The 19,486-nt window shown below is 64.6% G+C and carries 16 protein-coding genes; 11 read left to right on the top strand and 5 right to left on the bottom strand.

What is annotated here, in order from left to right; genetic code table 11:
• The first annotated feature begins 278 nt into the window (after window positions 1-278).
• From ssuD to AC0V7N_RS01870, 11 genes are all read left to right on the top strand, one after another.
• Window positions 279-1,451 carry an FMNH2-dependent alkanesulfonate monooxygenase gene (ssuD, locus tag AC0V7N_RS01920; protein ID WP_475454204.1) on the top strand — a complete coding sequence of 391 codons (1,173 nt, stop codon included), beginning with the start codon at window positions 279-281 and terminating at the stop codon, window positions 1,449-1,451.
• On the top strand, window positions 1,448-2,908 hold the full coding sequence (locus tag AC0V7N_RS01915; protein WP_475454203.1) for an FAD/NAD(P)-binding protein: 1,461 nt from the start codon (window positions 1,448-1,450) through the stop codon (window positions 2,906-2,908). The genes ssuD and AC0V7N_RS01915 overlap by 4 nt, the downstream gene beginning before the upstream one ends.
• A 165-nt stretch (window positions 2,909-3,073) precedes the next feature.
• Window positions 3,074-4,174, top strand: coding sequence for a dimethylsulfone monooxygenase SfnG (sfnG, locus tag AC0V7N_RS01910; protein ID WP_475454201.1), 1,101 nt, complete (start codon window positions 3,074-3,076; stop codon window positions 4,172-4,174).
• A 121-nt stretch (window positions 4,175-4,295) separates the two neighbouring features.
• On the top strand, window positions 4,296-5,231 hold the full coding sequence (locus AC0V7N_RS01905) for an ABC transporter ATP-binding protein (RefSeq protein WP_475454199.1): 936 nt from the start codon (window positions 4,296-4,298) through the stop codon (window positions 5,229-5,231).
• Complete coding sequence (locus AC0V7N_RS01900; RefSeq protein ID WP_475454197.1) at window positions 5,228-6,127, top strand: branched-chain amino acid ABC transporter permease; 900 nt, start codon at window positions 5,228-5,230, stop codon at window positions 6,125-6,127. Before AC0V7N_RS01905 ends, AC0V7N_RS01900 begins: the two co-directional genes overlap by 4 nt.
• A 3-nt stretch (window positions 6,128-6,130) precedes the next feature.
• Complete coding sequence (locus AC0V7N_RS01895) at window positions 6,131-7,171, top strand: branched-chain amino acid ABC transporter permease (RefSeq protein WP_475454195.1); 1,041 nt, start codon at window positions 6,131-6,133, stop codon at window positions 7,169-7,171.
• Window positions 7,172-7,241: 70 nt separating this feature from the next.
• Complete coding sequence (locus AC0V7N_RS01890; protein WP_475454193.1) at window positions 7,242-8,579, top strand: ABC transporter substrate-binding protein; 1,338 nt, start codon at window positions 7,242-7,244, stop codon at window positions 8,577-8,579.
• A gap of 81 nt (window positions 8,580-8,660) precedes the next feature.
• The gene (locus tag AC0V7N_RS01885; RefSeq protein ID WP_475454191.1) at window positions 8,661-9,467 is read left to right on the top strand and encodes an ABC transporter ATP-binding protein; all 807 of its coding nucleotides are present in this window, start codon (window positions 8,661-8,663) and stop codon (window positions 9,465-9,467) included.
• A gap of 24 nt (window positions 9,468-9,491) precedes the next feature.
• On the top strand, window positions 9,492-10,739 hold the full coding sequence (locus AC0V7N_RS01880; RefSeq protein ID WP_475454189.1) for an SfnB family sulfur acquisition oxidoreductase: 1,248 nt from the start codon (window positions 9,492-9,494) through the stop codon (window positions 10,737-10,739).
• Between the two features lie 63 nt (window positions 10,740-10,802).
• Entirely contained in the window at window positions 10,803-11,363 is a 561-nt protein-coding gene (gene msuE / locus AC0V7N_RS01875) for an FMN reductase (protein ID WP_475454187.1), read from the top strand.
• Between the two features lie 115 nt (window positions 11,364-11,478).
• A complete protein-coding gene (locus AC0V7N_RS01870) occupies window positions 11,479-11,964 on the top strand; it encodes a hypothetical protein (protein WP_475454185.1) in 486 nt (161 codons plus the stop codon).
• A gap of 9 nt (window positions 11,965-11,973) precedes the next feature.
• Here the strand turns inward: AC0V7N_RS01870 and AC0V7N_RS01865 are convergent, their stop codons facing one another.
• From AC0V7N_RS01865 to AC0V7N_RS01845, 5 genes are read right to left on the bottom strand one after another with little or no spacing between them, the layout of a single operon-like run.
• Window positions 11,974-12,507: a hypothetical protein gene (locus AC0V7N_RS01865; protein ID WP_475454183.1), complete on the bottom strand. Its 534-nt coding sequence runs from the start codon at window positions 12,505-12,507 to the stop codon at window positions 11,974-11,976.
• The gene (locus AC0V7N_RS01860; RefSeq protein WP_475454181.1) at window positions 12,500-15,385 is read right to left on the bottom strand and encodes a sarcosine oxidase subunit alpha family protein; all 2,886 of its coding nucleotides are present in this window, start codon (window positions 15,383-15,385) and stop codon (window positions 12,500-12,502) included. The genes AC0V7N_RS01865 and AC0V7N_RS01860 overlap by 8 nt, the downstream gene beginning before the upstream one ends.
• The gene (locus tag AC0V7N_RS01855; RefSeq protein ID WP_475454179.1) at window positions 15,382-15,648 is read right to left on the bottom strand and encodes a sarcosine oxidase subunit delta; all 267 of its coding nucleotides are present in this window, start codon (window positions 15,646-15,648) and stop codon (window positions 15,382-15,384) included. Before AC0V7N_RS01855 ends, AC0V7N_RS01860 begins: the two co-directional genes overlap by 4 nt.
• A 9-nt stretch (window positions 15,649-15,657) precedes the next feature.
• Window positions 15,658-16,911, bottom strand: coding sequence for a sarcosine oxidase subunit beta (locus AC0V7N_RS01850; protein ID WP_475454177.1), 1,254 nt, complete (start codon window positions 16,909-16,911; stop codon window positions 15,658-15,660).
• A gap of 37 nt (window positions 16,912-16,948) precedes the next feature.
• Window positions 16,949-19,360 (bottom strand): FAD-dependent oxidoreductase, encoded by a 2,412-nt coding sequence (locus AC0V7N_RS01845; RefSeq protein ID WP_496627672.1) that lies wholly within the window; start codon window positions 19,358-19,360, stop codon window positions 16,949-16,951.
• Window positions 19,361-19,486: the final 126 nt, after the last annotated feature.

Below are 19,486 nucleotides of genomic sequence, written 5' to 3'. Positions count from 1 at the left end.
CCACCCATCTGCAGGAAGTGCTGCGCACCGTCCGGCGGCTAAGTGTCGAACGGCCCGATCTTTTCAGGAGTTGACCGCAACCCGCATCGGTTCGAGGCGGAGAGAATTTCCAATTTCAGCAGCGGATTTGGAATAAACTAACTCTACAGAGTTTATAGAATAAGCAAAGTGCGCGGGCGATCTGGTTTTCCCGGACAGGACTCTGCCATGCCCGCTCCTCTGCGCCCGCTTTCAACCCTGTCAGGCACAGGCCGCCGCTGCGTTGCGGGAGGCCAGCCATGACCAAGGACATTCCCGACCGCATCAAGGTTCTCTGGTTCCTGCCGACGCATGGCGACAGCCGCTATCTCGGCACCACCGAAGGCGGCAGGGCCGTCGACCTGCCCTATCTGACGCAGGTGGCCAAGGCCGCCGACACGCTGGGCTATTATGGCGTGCTGCTGCCGACCGGCCGGGCCTGCGAGGATTCCTGGGTGATCGCCTCGGCGCTGGCGCCGCTGACCGAGCGGCTGCGCTTCCTCGTCGCCGTGCGGCCGGGCCTGCAGTCGCCGACGCTCGCCGCGCGCATGACCGCGACGCTCGACCGCATCTCCAATGGCCGCCTGCTGATCAATGTCGTCACCGGCGGCGATCCCTTGGAGAACAAGGGCGACGGCATCTTCCTCTCTCATGCCGAGCGCTACGAGGTGACACAGGAATTCCTGCAGATCTACAAGCGCGTGCTGAGCGGCGAGACGGTCGCGCACCAGGGCAAGCATTTCCACATCGAGGACGGCAGGCTGCTGTTCCCACCGGTGCAGACGCCCTATCCGCCGCTCTATTTCGGCGGCTCGTCGGATGTCGGATCGGTGGTGGCGGCGCAGGAGATAGACAAATACCTGACCTGGGGCGAACCGCCCGCCGATGTCGAGCGCAAGCTGGACGCCGTGCGCGAACTGGCCGAGAAGGCCGGCCGCAAACTCTCCTTCGGCATTCGCCTGCATGTCATCGCCCGCGAAACCACCGAACAGGCCTGGGCCGCGGCAGAGAGCCTGATCAGCCGACTCGACGACGCGACGATCGCCTCGGCGCAAAAGGTTTTTGCCCGCATGGACTCGGTCGGCCAGGCGCGCATGAGCGCGCTGCATGGCGGCAGCCGCGACAAGCTCGAGATCGCGCCCAATCTCTGGGCCGGCGTCGGCCTGGTGCGCGGCGGTGCGGGCACGGCCCTCGTCGGCGACCCCGACACCATCGTCGAGCGCATCGATGAATACCGGCGCCTCGGCATCGATACCTTCATCCTGTCCGGCTACCCGCATCTGGAAGAAGCGTATCGCTTTGGCGAGCTGGTGCTGCCGAAACTGCCGACCGATCATCCGGTTAAGGCCGCCGGCACGTCGGTCAACACCGGACCGTTCGGCGAGACCATCGCCGGCGACCACCGGCCGAAGTCGCTCGCCAGCGCCTCGTGAACGCGCTGCCTCCGGCCCACCGATTGCGCGTCGCCATCATCGGCGGCGGCTTTTCCGGTGCTGCCCTGGCCTGGCATCTGGCGCAGGCGCATCGGCCGGAGCGCCTGTCGGTCTGCGTGATCGAGCCGCGCCCGGCGCTCGGCGGCGGCCTTGCCTATTCCAGCGAAGAGCCATCGCACCGGGTCAATGTCCCGGCCGTCAGAATGAGCATGGCTCCCGACGACCCGCAGCATTTTGCGCGCTGGTTGGCCGACAGCGGTGAACTCGAACACGACCCGGATGCGCTCTGGAAGAATGGCGACGCCTATCCGCGCCGCCGCGTGTTCGGCCGCTATGTCGCCGAGCACATCGCCCCTCATCTCGACTCGGGTGCTGTCCGCCACGTCGAAGGTCAGGCCACGCGGGTGATACGAGAAGCCAACGGCGCCGGCTGGACCGTGCAGACGTCGGCCGGGCCCGTCGCCGCCGACATCGTCATTCTGGCGGCGACGCATCCTCAGCCCGGAATTCCCAATGCGCTGGAGTCACTTGCCGAAGCGCCGGGCTTCATCGCCGATCCATACGCCGCGTCGGCACTTGCCGGGATCGGTCCAGACGCCTCGATATTGATCGTCGGTTCCGGGCTGACCTCGTCCGACATGGTGGCCGAGCTTGATCGCCGTGGCCACCGCGGCCGCATCCTGGCGCTGTCGCGCCGCGGACTGCGCTCACGCGGCCATCCCGATGTCAGGGGCGAGCCTTTTGGCGATTTTGCCTCGGCGCCGGCCACATCAGCGCTTGGCTTGCTTGTGAACATTCGCGCGACGCTGGCGGCCGCGCACAAGGCCAACGTCAACTGGCAATCTGTCTTCGACCAGCTGCGCCTGCAGGGGCCGGTGCTGTGGGCAGCCCTTGCTCCGCCGGAGCGGGCAAGGCTGGTGCGTCAGCTGCGCGTGTTCTGGGACGTGCATCGCTTCAGAATCGCGCCACAAGTCGCTTCCGTGCTTGACCGCCGCGCCGCCGCCGGCACATTCGATATCGTCGCTGCCAGGCTTGTCGCGTCGAACGATGAGGGCGACAGCCTCGCGGTCAGCTTTCAACGGCGCGGGCAGACGCGGATCGAGACCGCCAGCTTCGATGCCGTCATCAACACGACAGGACCGGCGCATGGGCAGTCGCTGCAGCTCAATCCGGCGCTGCGCTCCCTCGCCGAGGCCGGGCTGATCAGGGTCGACCAATACGGACTGGGCATCGAGACGAATCTCGACAGTCGTGCTGTCGGCCGGGATGGCAGGGCGACCGCCAGCCTCTTCGTCGCCGGCCCATTGGCGCGAGGGACCTTTGGCGAACTCATGGGCCTGCCCGAAGTTGCCCGCCATGCCCAGGCAGTTGCCGGCGAAATCGCAAGATTGCTCGAAACGCTCCTGCCAGCCGAGGCCGTCGGCGCCAATGCCGCGGACGTTGCGGTCGCGCGCTGACAAGCGGAAGCCGGCCTGGCCGGGCAAAATTGGTATTTCCGACCCAAGAGGGCGCCAAAAACGGAAAATCCTACTTTGTATATATAATCAGTAGACATAATAAATGTATGGAAATCCGGCGTCGACCGGACCGATCAACGACACGGCCTGAATGGGAGACATTTCATGGCACATGCAGAGACCGACGCGGTCAAGTTCGCCTACTGGGTGCCGAATGTTTCGGGCGGCCTGGTGATTTCCAACATTGAGCAGCGCACCAACCATTCGGCAGAGTACAACCGCAAGCTGGCGCAGATCGCCGAAAAAGCCGGCTTCGACTATGCGCTGAGCCAGATTCGTTTCACCGCCGGCTACGGCGCCGACGAACAGCATGAATCCGTGGCGTTCAGCCATGATCTGCTGGCGGCTACCACGACGCTGAAAGTCATCGCGGCGATCCTGCCCGGCCCTTGGAATCCGGCACTGGCGGCCAAGCAGCTCGCCACCATCAGCTATCTGACCAATGGCCGTGTCGCCATCAACCTCGTTTCCGGCTGGTTCCGTGGCGAATTCCACGCCATCGGCGAGCATTGGCTCGACCATGACGAGCGCTACCGCCGTTCGGAGGAATTCATCCGTGCGCTGCGCGGAATATGGACCGAAGACAGCTTCACCTTCCGGGGCGATTTCTACCGCTTCAACCAATATTCGCTGAAGCCGAAGCCGCCGCAGGTGCCGGAAGTTTTCCAGGGCGGTTCGTCGCGTGCGGCACGCGACATGGCTTCACGCGTTTCGGACTGGTACTTCACCAATGGCAACACGCCAGCCGAGATCGCCAAGCAGGTCGACGACCTGAAGTCCAAGGCCAAGGCCAACAACCATTCGGTCAAGGTCGGCGTCAACGCCTTCGCCATCGTCCGCGAGACCGAGGATGAAGCCAAGGCGGTGCTCGCCGAAATCATCGGCAAGGCCAATCCCGAAGCCGTCAACGCGTTCGGCCACGAGGTCAAGAATGCCGGCAAGGCTTCGCCCGAAGGCGAGGGCAACTGGGCGAAATCCTCCTTCGAGGATCTGGTCCAGTACAATGACGGCTTCCGTTCCAACTTGATCGGCACGCCAAGGCAGGTCGCCGAGCGTATCGTCGATCTGAAGCGCGCCGGCGCCGATCTCATCCTGCTCGGCTTCCTGCACTTCCAGGAAGAGGTCGAATATTTCGGCAAGCACGTCATCCCGCTCGTTCGCGAGCTGGAAGACGCCGAACAGGCGGCATCACTGGCAGCGGAATAGGCATCCCACAGGCTGGCCGGACAGCTCCGGCGAGCAAACGAATGAAGGTTCCCAGGTCGCCCGACTAATCGGGCGGCAATGAGGATTTGTGCGCCTGCTGAAGCAATCGAGGACGATTGGAATGCCGTTGGCCAGCTATGCCCTTGGAATGATGGAGGCCTCGATCTATGCGCCGGAGGTCTTCGCACGCGGCCTGCCGTCAGCGGTCCGTCCCGCGCAGTCGTCCGAAGGCCACGCCGAGCCTACGGAGGCGGTCACGGCCGCCGCCGCTCCGCTGCTCTCGCTGCAAGGTATCGGCCTGTCGTTTGGCGGCGTCGTCGCACTGGCCGATATCGACCTGTCGGTTCTATCAGGCGAGATCCGCGCCATCATCGGCCCGAACGGCGCCGGCAAGAGTTCGCTGATCAACGTCATCAGCGGCGTCTACCGGCCGGATCGCGGCCATGTCCAACTCGATGGCGTCAGCTATGCCCAAGTGCCGACGCAACGGCTGGCGCATCTCGGCGTCGCAAGGACCTTCCAGAACCTTGCTCTGTTCAAGGGCCTCAGCGTCCTCGACAATGTCGCGTCCGGCCTCGCTTACAAGGTCCGCTCCAATTTTGCCGGCCAGATCGTTGGCATCGGCCGCTCTCGCGGCGAGCAGCGCGACTCGCTGAGCCGCGCCGATCAGATCCTCGAATTCCTCGATCTCACCGCCGTTCGCGACCGTCTCGTCGGCACGCTGCCCTATGGACTGCAGAAGCGGGTCGAACTGGCCCGCGCATTGGTCGCGCAACCGCGCCTGCTTTTGCTCGACGAGCCAATGGCCGGCATGACCGCAAGCGAGAAGAACGAGATGGCAGGTTTCGTGCGTGCCGCGCGCGACCGCTTCGCCACCACCGTCGTTTTGATCGAGCATGATGTCGGCGTCGTCATGGGCCTGTCCGACCGCATCGCTGTTCTCGACTATGGCCGCAAGATCGCCGACGCCACGCCCGACGAAGTCCGCAACGATCAGCGCGTCATCGACGCCTATCTAGGCGTTGCCTCCGACAATGAGGACGGGGCAGGCATATGATCACCGATTTCGACTACCAGTTCTTCATCGAAGTGCTCGTCGGCGGCCTGCTCTCCGGCGTCATGTATTCGCTGGTCGCGATCGGCTTCGTGCTGATCTACAAGACCTCGGGCGTGCTCAATTTCGCGCAAGGCGCGATGCTGCTGTTCGCCGCCCTCACCTTCGTCAGCCTTGTCGAGCGGGGCATTCCGTTCGCGCTGGCGCTGGTGATCACCTTCGCCATCATGGTGGCGATGGGGGTTGCGATCGAGCGCACGGTGCTCAGGCCTCTCACCAACAAGCCGCCGATCACCCTGTTCATGGCAACGCTCGGCCTGTCCTACATCATCGAGGGCGCCGCCCAGCTGATCTGGGGCACGCAGGTCCATGGCCTCGACCTCGGCATCGAGGACGTGCCGCTGGAAATCGGCGGCGTGCTGATCAGCCAGTTCGACATTTTCGCCGCGGTGGTGGCCGCCGGCATGGTTCTGCTGCTGTCGCTGTTCTTCCGCTACACCCGCATCGGCCTCTCCTTCCGCGCTGTCGCCGACGATCAGTTCGCCGCACTCGCGGTTGGGCTGCGGCTGCCGTTGATCTGGGGCACCGTCTGGGCCGCGGCCGGTCTCGTCGCGCTTGTCGCCGGGCTGCTCTGGGGTGCTCGCCTCGGCGTGCAGTTCTCGCTGTCGCTGGTGGTGCTCAAGGCGCTGCCGGTGCTGGTGCTCGGCGGTTTCGATTCCATCCTCGGCGCCATCGTCGGCGGGCTCTTGATCGGCGCCAGCGAGAAGCTTGCCGAGGTCTATATCGGCGACTATTTCGGCGGCGGCATCGAGAGTTGGTTCGCCTATGTCGTAGCCCTCGTCTTCCTCCTGATCCGTCCCTCCGGCCTGTTCGGCCAGAAGCTTGTGGAAAGGGTCTGAGCCATGACCGCGATCACAAGCGATTTCTCCTCCGCGCCGGTGCTGCCGAAATGGCTCGTGCCCGTACTGCTGCTCGCCTTCGCCTATGGCGTCATCCCGCTCATCGGCTCGAGCTATCTGTTCGAAGCCATCCTGCTGCCGTTCCTGGCGCTCAGCCTTGCCGGCGTGGGCTTGAACATCCTCACCGGCTATGCCGGCCAGGTTTCGCTTGGGAGTGCGGCCTTCATGGCGGCAGGCGCCTTCGCCGCCTACAATTTCAACCTGCGGGTCGAGGGCCTGCCGCTGGTCGGCAGCATCTTTCTGGCCGGCATTGTCGCCGCCGCGATCGGCATCGTCTTCGGCCTGCCCAGCCTGCGGCTGAAGGGTTTTTATCTCGCGGTGTCGACGCTCGCCGCGCAGTTCTTCGTGCAATGGGCATTGACCAAATTCAGCTGGTTCTCCAACGATTCGGCGTCCGGGGTCATCGACGCGCCTAAGCTGTCGATTTCAGGCTTCGCGTTCGACGGCGCAGTCGGCCGCTATCTCTTCGCGCTGACCATCGTCAGCATCCTCACCTTCCTCGCCTATCGGCTGGTATCGTCGCAGACCGGGCGCAACTTCATCGCCATCCGCGATAACGAGACCGCGGCCCGCATCATCGGCATTCCGGTGCTGAAGACCAAGCTTCTGGCCTTCGCCATCTCCTCCTTCATTATCGGCGTCGCCGGCGTCATCTGGGCCTTCGCCTATCTGCGAACCGTCGAGCCGGACGGCTTCGATCTCGACCGCTCGTTCCAGATCCTGTTCATCATCATCATCGGCGGCCTGGCCTCGATCCGTGGCGCCTTCTTCGGCGCCGCCTTGATCGTCGTCTTTCCGCTCGCTTTGTCGCGCCTCGGCGGCTTCCTGCTCGGCGATGTCTTTGACTCGGGCGTACTCGACATGAGCCAGCGCATCGTGCTCGGCGCCCTCATCATCCTGTTTCTGATCCTTGAACCCGACGGGCTGGTGGCCCTGTGGGACAGGGTCCGAAGACGGCTCCTGTTCGCCTGGCAGTCGACCTGAGCCCCGCATTCGCATTTGAAAATGAACCAGAGGCCGAACCAAGACGGCCCATACCGGGAGTACCCTAGCAATGACTTTCCTCAGCACCATCAAGGCGGCGGCGCTGTCCGCGGCGATGATCGTGTCGGTGGCCTTGCCCGTCGCCCACGCCGACGAACAATATTTCCCACTGCAAAGCTACCGCGTCGGCCCCTATGCGGCCGGCGGCACCGGCTTCTTCGGCGGCTTCATCGACTATCTCAACCTCATCAACATCCGCGACGGCGGCGTCAACGGCGTCAAGCTGACCTGGGACGAATGCGAGACCCAGTACGAGGTCGAACGCGGCGTCGAATGCTATGAGCGGCAGAAGAGCCATGCCGGCGCTGCCGCCTGGAACCCGCTCTCGGTCGGCATCGCCTATGCCATGATCGACCGCATCACCGCCGACAAGGTGCCGCTGATCACGGTCAACCACGGCCGCACCGACTCCACCGACGGGCGGGTGTTCCCTTACGTCTTCCCGCTGCTGCTCAATCCCTACAGCGAGACCTCGGGCATCGTGAACTACATCGCCGCCAAGGAAGGCGGCATCGACAAGCTGAAGGGCAAGAAGATCGTCGTGCTCTATCACGGCTCGCCCTACGGCAAGGAGACGATCCCGATCTATGAATTGCTGGCGCAGAAATACGGCTTCACCGTGCAGCAGATCGAGGTGCCGCATCCCGGCAACGAGCAGCAGTCGCAGTGGCTGACCATCCGCCGCGCCAAGCCGGACTTCGTCGTCCTGCGCGGCTGGGGCGTGATGAACCCGGTGGCGCTGAAGACGGCGGTCAAGGTCGGCTATCCCGTCGACCGCATTGTCGGCAATGTCTGGTCGAACTCGGAAGAGGATGTCATCCCCGCCGGCGACGCCGCCAAGGGCTACACCGCCATCACCACACAGGCTTCCGGCAACTCTTACCCGGTGGTGCAGGAGATCGTGAAGACCGTCTACGGCGCCGGCAAGGGTAACCTGGAAGACAAGTCGCGCATCGGCTCGGTCTACCACAATCTCGGCATCGTCAACGGCATCCTCAATGTCGAGGCGATCCGCGTCGCGCAGGAGAAGTTCGGCCACCGCACGCTGACCGGCGACGAAGTCCGCTGGGGCTTCGAACACCTCAAGCTCGATCCGGCCAAGGTCGAGGCGCTCGGCGCCAAGGACCTGTTCCACTCGATCAACGTCAGCTGGGACAACCACGAAGGCGAGGGCTACGTGACCTTCCAGCAGTGGGACGGCAAGAAGTGGAACGTCGTCTCCGACTGGATCGCGCCGGACTGGGCGCTGTTGCGGCCGATCATCGAGAAGTCCGCCGAGGCCTATGCCAAGGAGAAGGGCATCAAGCTGCGCACCGCTGATGATGCCAACGCCGTGACCACCAACTGATCAGCCAATGCCGGGCGTCACGGAGAACGTTCCGCGGCGCCCGGCTTCAATACGGTTCCTCGAACCGCGGAAGAAGAGCCCATGCCGGACAATGACGTCATCCTTGCGGTGGACACGATCCATGCCACCTACAACCACGCCATCACGGCGCTGCATGGCGTCAGCTTCGAGATCAGGCGCGGCGAGATCCTGGCGCTGCTCGGTGCCAATGGCGCGGGCAAGACAACCACGCTGAAGGCCGTCTCCAACCTGCTGCCGGCTGAGCGCGGCCAGGTCAACGCCGGCACCATCCGCTATGAAGGCTCGGATGTCTCGCGCCGCAAGCCGGGTGATCTCGTGCGCGCCGGCCTGGTTCCGGTACTGGAAGGCCGTCACTGCTTCAAGAGCCTCACCGTCGAGGAAAACCTGGTCGCCGGCGGCATCGGCCGCAGCGGCAGCCGGGCCGAGATCAATGCGGATCTCGAACGCATCTATGGCTATTTCCCCCGTCTCCAGGAAAAGCGCCGGACCTTGTCCGGCCTGACCTCCGGCGGCGAACAGCAGATGACGGCGATCGGCCGGGCGCTGATGTCTCGGCCGCGCCTGCTGGTCCTCGACGAACCGTCGATGGGGCTCGCCCCGCTGATCGTCCAGGACATTTTCCAGACGCTGAGAAAACTGAACCGCGAGACCGGCCTGTCGATCCTGGTCGCCGAGCAGAATTCGGCCGTCGCTCTGCGCTATGCCGACCACGCCACGGTGCTCGAAAACGGCGTCTCCGTTCTCTCCGGCGCGGCTGCGGATCTTCGCCAGCGCGAGGATGTGCGCGCCTTCTATCTCGGGCAATCGACCGCCGGGCAACAACCGTCGCCGGCTGCCAAACCAGCCCATCTCAATGCCGTCGCCTGAAACCAGATATCAAGGAGCAGTGAAATGACCGTCTCGACCGTCAAGACAGACCACGCCTCCGCTGCCGTGCCACCGGTCGCAAGGCCGTCGGCGCCGGCACACATCATCAAGGATGACGCCGAGGCGATCGCGGTCGCTCACGCGCTCGCCGCCGAATTCGTCAAGGACTCCTCCAAGCGCGACCGCGAGCGCATCTGGCCGGTTGCCGAGCTGGATGCCTTTTCGCAAAGTGGCCTGTGGTCGATCAACGTGCCGAAGGCCTTCGGCGGCCCGGAAGTGTCCTACGTGACGCTGGCCAAGGTGGTCGAGATCATTTCGGCTGCGGATTCCTCGATCGGCCAGATCGCGCAGAACCATCTCGGCGTCGTCGCCGCGATCCGTACCGTGTCGGATGCGGACCAGCAGAAACTGCTGTTTGCCGAAGCGCTGAAGGGCACGCGGTTCGGCAATGCCTTCTCCGAGTTCGGTTCCAAGCGCGCCGCCGATTTTGAGACCCGCTTCACCGATGCCGGCGACCATGTCGTCGTCAATGGCCGTAAATTCTATTCCTCCGGCGCTCTGCTCGCCCATCTGGTGCCGATCGTGGCGCTCGATGACGAGGGCCGTGCCTGGTATGCGATCGCCGACCGTGGCGCGCCGGGCCTGACCGTCATCGACGACTGGTCGAGCTTCGGCCAGCGCACGACTTTGTCGGGCACCGTCATCATCGACAACGTCAAGGTGCCGAAGACGCATCTGGTGCCCGGCTACAAGGGCTATGACAAGCCGACCGCCGATGGCGCCATCTTCCAGATCATCCAGGTGGCGGTGGATACCGGCATCGCGCAGGCGGCGATCGACGAGACGGTTCACTTCGTCAGGACCAGGAGCCGCGCCTGGATCGACAGCGGCGTCGACAATGCCTGGGACGATCCCTACACCATCCAGGCGGTCGGCGACCTGACGCTGCGCCTGCACGCCGCGCAGGCACTGCTCGAAAAGGCCGGCCTGGCAATCGACCGCGCGGTGGCCGAGCCGACCGCTGAGACGGTAGCGCATGCGCAGATTGTCACCGCCGAGGCGAAAATCCTGTCGACAGAGATCGCGATCGCCGCGACCAACAAACTGTTCGAGCTGGCCGGCACGCGCTCGACGCTGGCCGAGCACAATCTCGACAGGCATTGGCGCAATGCCCGCACCCACACGCTGCACGATCCGGTACGCTGGAAGTACTCGATCCTCGGAAAATATTTCCTCAACGGCGAAAACCCGCCGCTGCACGCCTGGAGCTGATTTCCCATCGGCGGGCCGAGTGGCCCGCCACTTCAAACTTCGACATCCAAGAGGCCCACTGCCATGTCAAACCCCACAGTCGTCGGCTTTTCCGGCAACATCACCCGGCCGTCAAAGACGCGCGCCTTCGTCGAACTGGTCACCAGGGACATCGCCGCCCGCCATGGCCTGTCGGCTGTTACCTACGACATCGAGGATGTCGGTCCATCGCTGGGCACGGCGAGGTGGGCGCGCGACCTCGACAGTCAGGCGCAGCCGATCCTGGCCCAGATCCTCGCCGCGGATGTGCTGGTGGTTGGCTCGCCGACCTACAAGGGCAGCTATACCGGCCTGTTCAAGCATTTCTTCGACCTGATCGATCCGGCAGCACTGCGGGGCAAGCCTATCCTTTTGACCGCCACCGGCGGCGGCGAGCGCCACGCCTTGATCGTCGAGCATCAGCTGCGGCCGCTGTTCGGCTTCTTCGAGGCCTTCACGCTGCCTACCGCCGTCTACGCCACCGACAAGGATTTCACCGACGGCGTGCTGCGCTCCGAGGCGATCCTGAAGCGCGCGGCGCAGGCGGTGGACGAGGTCGGCTTCGTGCTGGCCAATCGCTCGGCAGGCAGGGTCGCCGCCGAGTAGCAGCCGAAAGCGCATTTCACGGCTCTAAATCCGCAGGGGTAGCACCCTCGCTTACGTGCAATTTACGACCGACCGCTACAAAGTTCCTGTCTGATTCGCCTGGGACAGGAACACCATGAGCAAAGCCCTCACGACCTTCGCACTCGTCGCTTTGCTGACCGCCTTGCTCATGGCGCTGAGCCTTGCGGTGGCCAGGCACGGCTATCCCTATGGCGCGATCGGCGTCAGGCGCCTCGACGGCATTGCCGACGCCGGAACCTTCATTCCACTTGCGGCGGTCTTTTCCTTCAGCGCGCTGTTGATGATGATCCTGCCGATCAGGGCGGCAAGCATCGTGCTGACCCATGCCGCCGACGCGATCTTCTGGACAGTGATCGTGCTGTTTGCCGCCATTGTTGGTGGCCTTCTGGCGCGATGGGCGTTCGGCCAGGGCAACGCTCTTATGGCGTTGCTGAACTGGCGGTTCCTGTTTGCCGTGGCGGTCGTCGGCTGTCACTTCGTCATGAACGAACTGCGCCGCAACGTACTGTTGCGCAGCCTGTTCTTCGTGATCTTCGCCGCTGCGACGCTCGCCTGCCTGTTCTGGTCGTTCACGCTCTGAACGTGCTGGCTACTTTCCGGCCGCTATATGGCCAGCGGCCGTTTCCATCCATGTCCAGAGATAGGCGGCGAGGCCACGATCGACATGGATGCGCAGGTTGCCCTGATGGCGGTACACGATGGCGCCGATGCCGGCGAAGGACAATGTCGCGCTGACGCTCGCCTGATTTGGATCGAGCGTCGTCCCGCGTGCGATGAAGGCGTCAAGCGCCGGGCCCTCGACCTCGAACACCTGCAATCCGGCGCTGATCTCCGTCACGGCGAACCCTTGGCTGAACCACCCGGTGGCCATGCCGATGGGCATGGTCGACACGGCAAGCAGGCGGTCGCGGGCCAGGCGGGCCGAATAGCGTATGCCCTCGGCCAGACCGAATGCCCCGACGGCCCTTCCATCGAAGCCGGAAGCCCCGGCCCATGCCTCAAGGTCGCCGCTGACCAGACGCTGATGCAGCCCGGCAATCGCGACTATCTTGAGCCCCGGCACTTCGATCGTGGCGTTCCGCCAGTCCGGCGCGACGGACCATTTTTCCGCGAGATCACGCATGCAGCCGGTCTCCTGCCGGGTCGAAGGCGCAAGGCGCGGCGATCGTCGCCTTGCTGACCTTGCCGAGATGCTGGGTTTCGATCGTCTCGCCGTGGCGGGCCGCGCCACGCTCGATCAGGCCGAGTGCGATAGGGTGGCCTAGCGTCGGGCTCTGGTAGCTCGATGTGACGAAGCCCTGGCTGTGCAGTCTGCCATCGACCCGTCGGATGCCGTGTGCGCCAGTCGGCAGCGGCGCTTCGCCTTGCGGCACCGTCAGGCCAACAAGCTGCAGACGGTCGCCACGCGAAGCCTCCTCGGTAAACAGCGAGCGGCGGCCGACATATTCGGTCTGGCGTTTGGCGCGCGGGGCCTCGCTACCAAGGTCGTGTGGCAGCGTGGTGCCGTCCGTATCCTTGACGATGACGATAAAGCCTTTTTCGGCACGCAGGATCATCAACGCTTCGAGGCCGATGAGAACGGCATCGAACGCCTGGCCTGCCTGACGCAGATGCGCCCACAAGGGTTCGGCGCGATCCGCGCGGATGGAGATTTCATAGCTCCTGTCGCCGGTGAAGCTGACGCGGGCGATGCGGACCTCGTCACCGCCATAGCTGCCATGGCCGATCGCCATATGCGGCAGCTCGGCATCGTCGAGCGAGAGGCCGAGGTCGAGTGTCTCGAGCAGTTTTCGGGCATTCGGCCCCGAAACGGTCACCGTCGCCATTTCTGCCGTTGCATTGTGGATATAGACGGCGTCGCGGCCAAAACGGTCCTGGCGCCATTCCTCCAGTCGCGCATGCACAGCAGTGACATGCGAGGATGAGCACGAGACGACGAAGCGATACTCGTCCAGCCGCACCAGCACGCCGTCGTCAAAGACCACGCCGTTCTCCGACAGCATAAAGCCGTAGCGGCAGCGGCCCGGCTTCAGCGTCGACATGGTGTTGTAGTAGAGGAAATCGACGAACGCTGCCGCCTGCGGGCCGATCACCTCGATCTTGCCCAGCGTCGAACCGTCGAACAGCGCCACCGACTGGCGCGCGCGCAACGCCTCGTCGTGGATGGCGCGATCCGCATCGGCGTCGCGACCACCATAGTGGGCTGGGCGTAGCCAGCCGCCATATTCCTGGAACACGGCGCCGCTGGCGCGATGCACGCTCTCCAGCGGCAGCCGCCGCACCGGCGCCATCAATTCGCCAATGCGCGCGCCGGCAAAGCTTGCCAGCGGCACCGGCGTGAACGGCGGACGGTAGGTTGTGGTGCCGACCTCCGGCACGGTGCGACCGGTAATCCCGGCCATCAGCGCCAGGCCGGCCAGATTGGAGGTCTTGCCCTGATCGGTCGCCATGCCGAGCGTGGTGTAGCGCTTCAGGTGTTCGACCGAGATGAAGTTTTCGCGTGCCGCCAGCTCGACGTCCTTCACCGTCACATCGTTCTGATAGTCGATCCAGATGCGTCCCTTCGAGCCGGGTACCGGCCATGCCGCCGTTATGCCGCTCGTCGCTTCCGGTCCGGTGCTGCGAGGCATCGCCACTTTCGTTTGACCAAAAGATGCAACGGCGTTGCCGGCACCTGCGAACACCTCCGACAAGGAAACCGCCCCGGCTGCGGCGCCGGCAACAGCAATGCCATCCACCGGATCGCCCGGCAGGAAGGCTGCACGCGCCTCGCTCCAGGCAAGCTTGCCCCTGGCCTGTCCGAACAGATGAATGGTCGGCGTCCAGCCGCCCGAGACCAACACGCAATCGGCATCGAGCCTGGTGCCGTCATCGAGCGTCACGCCCTCGACGCGCAGCTTACCGCTGGCGGAAGCAAGCGCGCGCCCTTTGACCAGTCGTATGTTGGCAGGCGTGGCGGGCGTACCATCGCGCCTGATATCGACAAGCGTGACATCGGCACCTGCCTCCGCGAGCGCGCCCGCAACTTCGTAAGCGCTGTCATTGTTGGTGGCGACGACGACGCGGCGGCCGACCAGCACCGCATGGCGCCTGAGATAGGCGAGCGCCGCATCCGCCGACAGGATGCCCGGCAGGTCATTGTTGGCGAAGGGCAGCGGCCGCTCAAGGGCGCCGGTCGCCAGTATGATCTGGCGCGGCCTGACCCGCCACAGCGTGTCGCGCCGGCCGTCGAAATGACGCTGATTCAGCCCGACCAGATTGTGGTCGTAGATACCAAAGGCAGTGGTCGAAGGCAGGATCAGATGACCGCCGGCGGCAAGTTCCGCAACTGTCTCCTCGACCCAGACTGCAGCCGCCTTGCCATCGATCTCGCCGGCCCGGTGACCGAGCGATCCGCCGGGCTTCTGCTGATCGTCTACCAGCGTGACGGAGAGACCCGCGCCCGCCGCCAGCCTTGCCGCAGCCAGCCCGGCCGGACCAGCGCCCACCACCAGCACGTCGCAGTGATGGTTGATCTGGTCCGCAGTGCCCGGCGAGGTCCAGTCGACATCGACCTTGCCCAGTCCCGCCATGGCGCGGATGCGTGGCTCGAACATGTGCCAGTCCGGCCACATGAAAGTCTTGTAGTAAAAGGCCGCCGGAATGAATCGCGCAAAACGGTCGAGGAAGGCGTTGCGGTCGGCCAGCGCATTGGGCATCGCATTGACGCTTTTCGCCACCAGTCCGTCGCGCGCCGGCTCTGTCGTGGCCCGCGTGTTCGGCGTCGCCTGTGGGCCGCCGACATCGACCAGCGCGTTCGGCTCCTCGACGCCGGCGCCCCAGATGCCACGCGGCCGGTGATATTTGAAGCTGCGGCCGACGACCGCGATGTCATTGGCCAGCAGGGCCGAGGCGATGGTGTCGCCGGCAAGACCCTCAACGGTCGCGCCGTCGAAGCTGAAGCGGATCGGGCGCGAGCGGTCGATGGTGCTGCCGCCAGTGGCGAGACGCGAGGCGGTCACGCCGCGTGCTCCCCGCCAAGGGCGGTCGAGGACAGCACCTTGTGCGTGACGGTGTCACGTTCCATGACGAAGAACTCGCCGCAGTTCATGTGCACCCAGATTTCACGCGCCGTACCCTTCGGATTGCCGCGCAGGTAGAGATAGTTGGCCCAGCGATCGATTGGCACATCGACGCCATCCGGCCTGGCATTGCCGGCATCGCCGCCATAGTGGAACTCGGTCTCGTCGCGTGGGCCGCAGAACGGACAAGGGAAAAGCTGCATCAAGAAACCTCAGTGCGCGATGCCGGAGCCGGCCGCTTCGTCGATCAGCCGCCCGCTGGCGAAGCGATCGAGGTCGAAGGGACGGCTGATGTCGTTGTGCTTGCCGGTGGCCAGCAGGTTCGCCAGCAGCGTGCCGCCGGCGGGAATGGCCTTGAAGCCGCCTGTGCCCCAGCCGCAGTTGAGGAACAGATTGGGCAATGGCGAGGGACCGATGATCGGCGAGGAATCCGGCACGACATCGACAATGCCAGCCCATTGCCGCATCAGCTTCAGCTGGCCGAAGATCGGGAACATTTCCAACAGGCCGGCAATGACGGTCTCCAGCGTCGGCAGATTGCCGCGCTGCGCGTATGAAGGAATACGGTCGAGCCCGCCGCCGATGACGATCTCGCCCTTGTCCGACTGGCTGACATAGACGCCGCAGCCGGGCGACAGCACCACCGTGTCGAGGATCGGCTTGACCGGTTCGGACACGCAGGCCTGAAGCGCATAGGAATTGATCGGCAGCCGGAAGCCGGCCTTGGCCGCCAGCACCGAGGAATGCCCGGCCACCGCCATGCCGATGCGGTCAGTGTGGATGGCGCCACGGCTCGTCTGGACGCCGCGGCAGCGGCCGCCCTCGATGATGAAATCGGTGATCTCGCAGTTCTGGATGATGTCGACGCCGAGCCGGCTCGCCGCCCGCGCATAGCCCCAGGCGACGGCGTCGTGGCGGGCGGTGCCGGCGCGGCCCTGCCAGATGCCGCCGAACACAGGGAAACGCGCGTCCGGTGAGAAATTGTAGATCGGCGCCACGCGGCGCACGTCCTGCGGCGAAAACAGCTCGGCATCGATGCCATTGATCTGCATGGCGTTGACGGTGCGCGCGCCGATTTCCATTTCGGCGGTCGAATGGCAGAGATTGACCATGCCGCGCTGCGACAGCATGACGTTGTAGTTCAAGTCTTTCGAAAGCCCCTCGTAGAGCCGGTGCGCCAGCCCATACAGCTCGACGCTTTCCGGGTAATAGTAGTTGGAGCGCACCACGGTGGTGTTGCGGCCGGTGTTGCCGCCGCCGATCCAGCCCTTTTCCAGCACGGCCACTCTGGCGATGCCATGGTTCTTGGCCAGGTAATAGGCCGTCGCCAGCCCATGGCCGCCGCCGCCGATGACGATCGCGTCGTAGGATGGCTTCGGCTCGGGCGAGCGCCAGGCCTGCTTCCAGCCGGTCTGGCCGGCCAGGCCTTCCTTGAACAGCGACAGAGCGGAATAGCGTCGGGTCATGGCATGTCTTCCGCAGGGATGGCAGCGCTTCTCGAGGTCATGCCCGCATCGCCTTGCCCAGTGGATCGTAGGGCGACGAAGCGATGACGCGCGCACCTCTTTCGACGCCGACGATATGGGTTGTCAACTCAGTATCGATACCGGCCGCCTCGCGATCGACCAGCGCCATGGCGAGGCTCTTGCCGACCGTATGGCCATAGCCGCCCGAGGTGACGAAGCCGGCAAGTTTTCCCCTGCTCCAGACCGGTTCGTAGCCGCTGGCGTCGGCATCCACGGCGTCGATTTCGAGCGTCACCAGCGTTCGCCTGGCACCGGCCTTCTGCTCTTTCAGCGCCGCCTCACGGCCGATGAAGTCGCCCTTGTCGAAAGCAATCCAGCGGTCCATGCCGGTCTCATCAGGCGTGTAATCTTGCGTGAACTCGCGCGACCAGATGCCAAAACTCTTTTCGAGCCGCAGCGAATTGACAGCGCCGAAGCCGTATTCGGCGATGCCAAGATCGCTGCCCGCCGAAAGCAGCGCGCGGCGCAGCCCAGCGTGCTCGTTGGCTTGGCAATGGATCTCGTAGCCGAGCTCGCCGATGACCGACAGCCGCCCGACCTTGGCCCGCACAAGGCCGACATCCAGCGTCTTGCAGGCGAGGAAGCCGAAGGCCTGGTGCGAGACATCCTGGTGCGTCAGCCGTTCGAGCAGACGGCGTGCATTGGGGCCGGCCAGCGAGAAGCCGACGACCGCGTCCGAAATGTCGCGCACGGTGACGCGTTCGGCGAGATGCTGCTCGAACCAGCGCATATGCCATTGGCGGAGATAATAGGACCCCATGATCCACCAGGAGCCCTCGCCCCAGTTGAAGACGGTGAGGTCGCCCTTGAGCTTGCCGTTTTCGCCCAGCATCGGTGCGAGCTTTGCGCGGCCGGGCTTGGGCAGTGCACAGGCGAGCAGCCGATCGAGCCAGGCTTCCGCCTGCGACCCGGTGACCTCGTAGCGCGAGAAGGCGGTGATATCGAGCAGGCCGACGCCTTCGCGCACCTCGCGGCATTCCCGGGCGACGATGTCGAAGGCGTTGGAGCGCTTCAGCGTCGGCGTTTCGACAAAGCCTTGCGGCGCGAAATAGAGCGGCACTTCCATGCCCCAGGAATTGCCCCAGCGCGCCCCGGCGGCATCCATGGCGTCGTGCGCGCCGGCGGTCTTCAAGGGCCGTCCCGCTGGCAATTGCTCATTGGGATAGCTCATGACGAAGCGGCGCGAATAGAACTGTCCGGTCGTCTGCTTGATGTATTCGCGATTGGAGGCGAAGTCGCCGTAGCGGGCGATGTCCATGCCATAGACGTCCGCTTCCGGCTCGCCATGGATCATCCATTCGGCAAGCGACTTGCCGACGCCGCCGCCTTGCAGGAAGCCGGCCATGACGCCGCAGGCCACCCAGTAATTGGGCACGCCGCGCACCGGGCCGACCAGCGGATTGCCGTCCGGCGAGAAGGTGAAGGCGCCGTTCACCCAGCGCTTGATGCCGGCCGTCTCCAGGCAGGGGTAGCGGCTGAAGCCGAGCGCCAGTTCGTTGGCGATGCGGTCGGTGTCCTCCTGGATCAGCTCGATGCCGTAGTCCCACGGCGCACCGTCCATGTTCCAGTGCTTGTAGTTGATCTCGTAGATGCCGAGCAGCAGGCCCTTCTGCTCCTGGCGCATATAGGTGAAGCCTTCGAGGTCGACGATTAGCGGCAATTCCCGATCGAGCACCTGGATTTCGGGCAGCGCCTCGGTGACGAGGTAATGATGCTCCATCGGCGACACCGGCAGGTCGATGCCGGCCATCCTGCCGACCTGCTTGGCCCACAACCCGCCGGCATTGACGACGTGCTCGGCAATGACGGTGCCTTTCTCGGTGACCACGTCCCAGCTGCCGTCCGCGCGGCGGTTGAGCTCCAGCACGCGATTGTGCTCGATGATTTCGGCGCCGCGTTTCTTCGCCGCCTTGGCATAGGCGTGGACGACGCCCGAAGGATCGATATGGCCTTCGCGCGCGGCATAGAGGCCGCCCAGCATGCCGTCGGTGTTGAGGATCGGGCAGCGCTGCTTGATCTCGTCGACGCCGACCAGATGGACATCGTCGATGCCCATGGTCTGGAAGATGCGATAGGAAGCCTTCAGCCATTCCCAGCGTTCGGGAGCAGACGCAACCGAGATGCCGCCGGTCATATGCATGCCGATGTTCTGGCCCGATTCCTTCTCGACCTCCGACAAAAGGTCGATCGTATAGGCCTGCAGCGCGGCGATGTTGGGGTCGGCGTTCAACGCATGGAACCCGCCGGCCGCGTGCCAGCTCGACCCCGCGGTCAGCACCTCGCGTTCGATCAGCGCGACATCGCTCCAGCCGAACTTCGCCAGGTGATAGAGCACCGAGGCTCCAACCACACCGCCGCCGATAACGATCGCCCTGTATTGCGATTTCATCCTGTCGCACTCCGTCAGGTTCTGACGGCGCACCTTATCGGCATTGTACACATGTGTCTAGCAAGCTGCGAAGCTGATCCGGAGCAGGCTGGCTATGGGATTTAAGAAAAGCGGTAGGGCCGAGGC

The organism is Mesorhizobium kamtschaticum (assembly GCF_056174585.1).
This window is presented reverse-complemented; position numbering and strand designations above follow the sequence as displayed.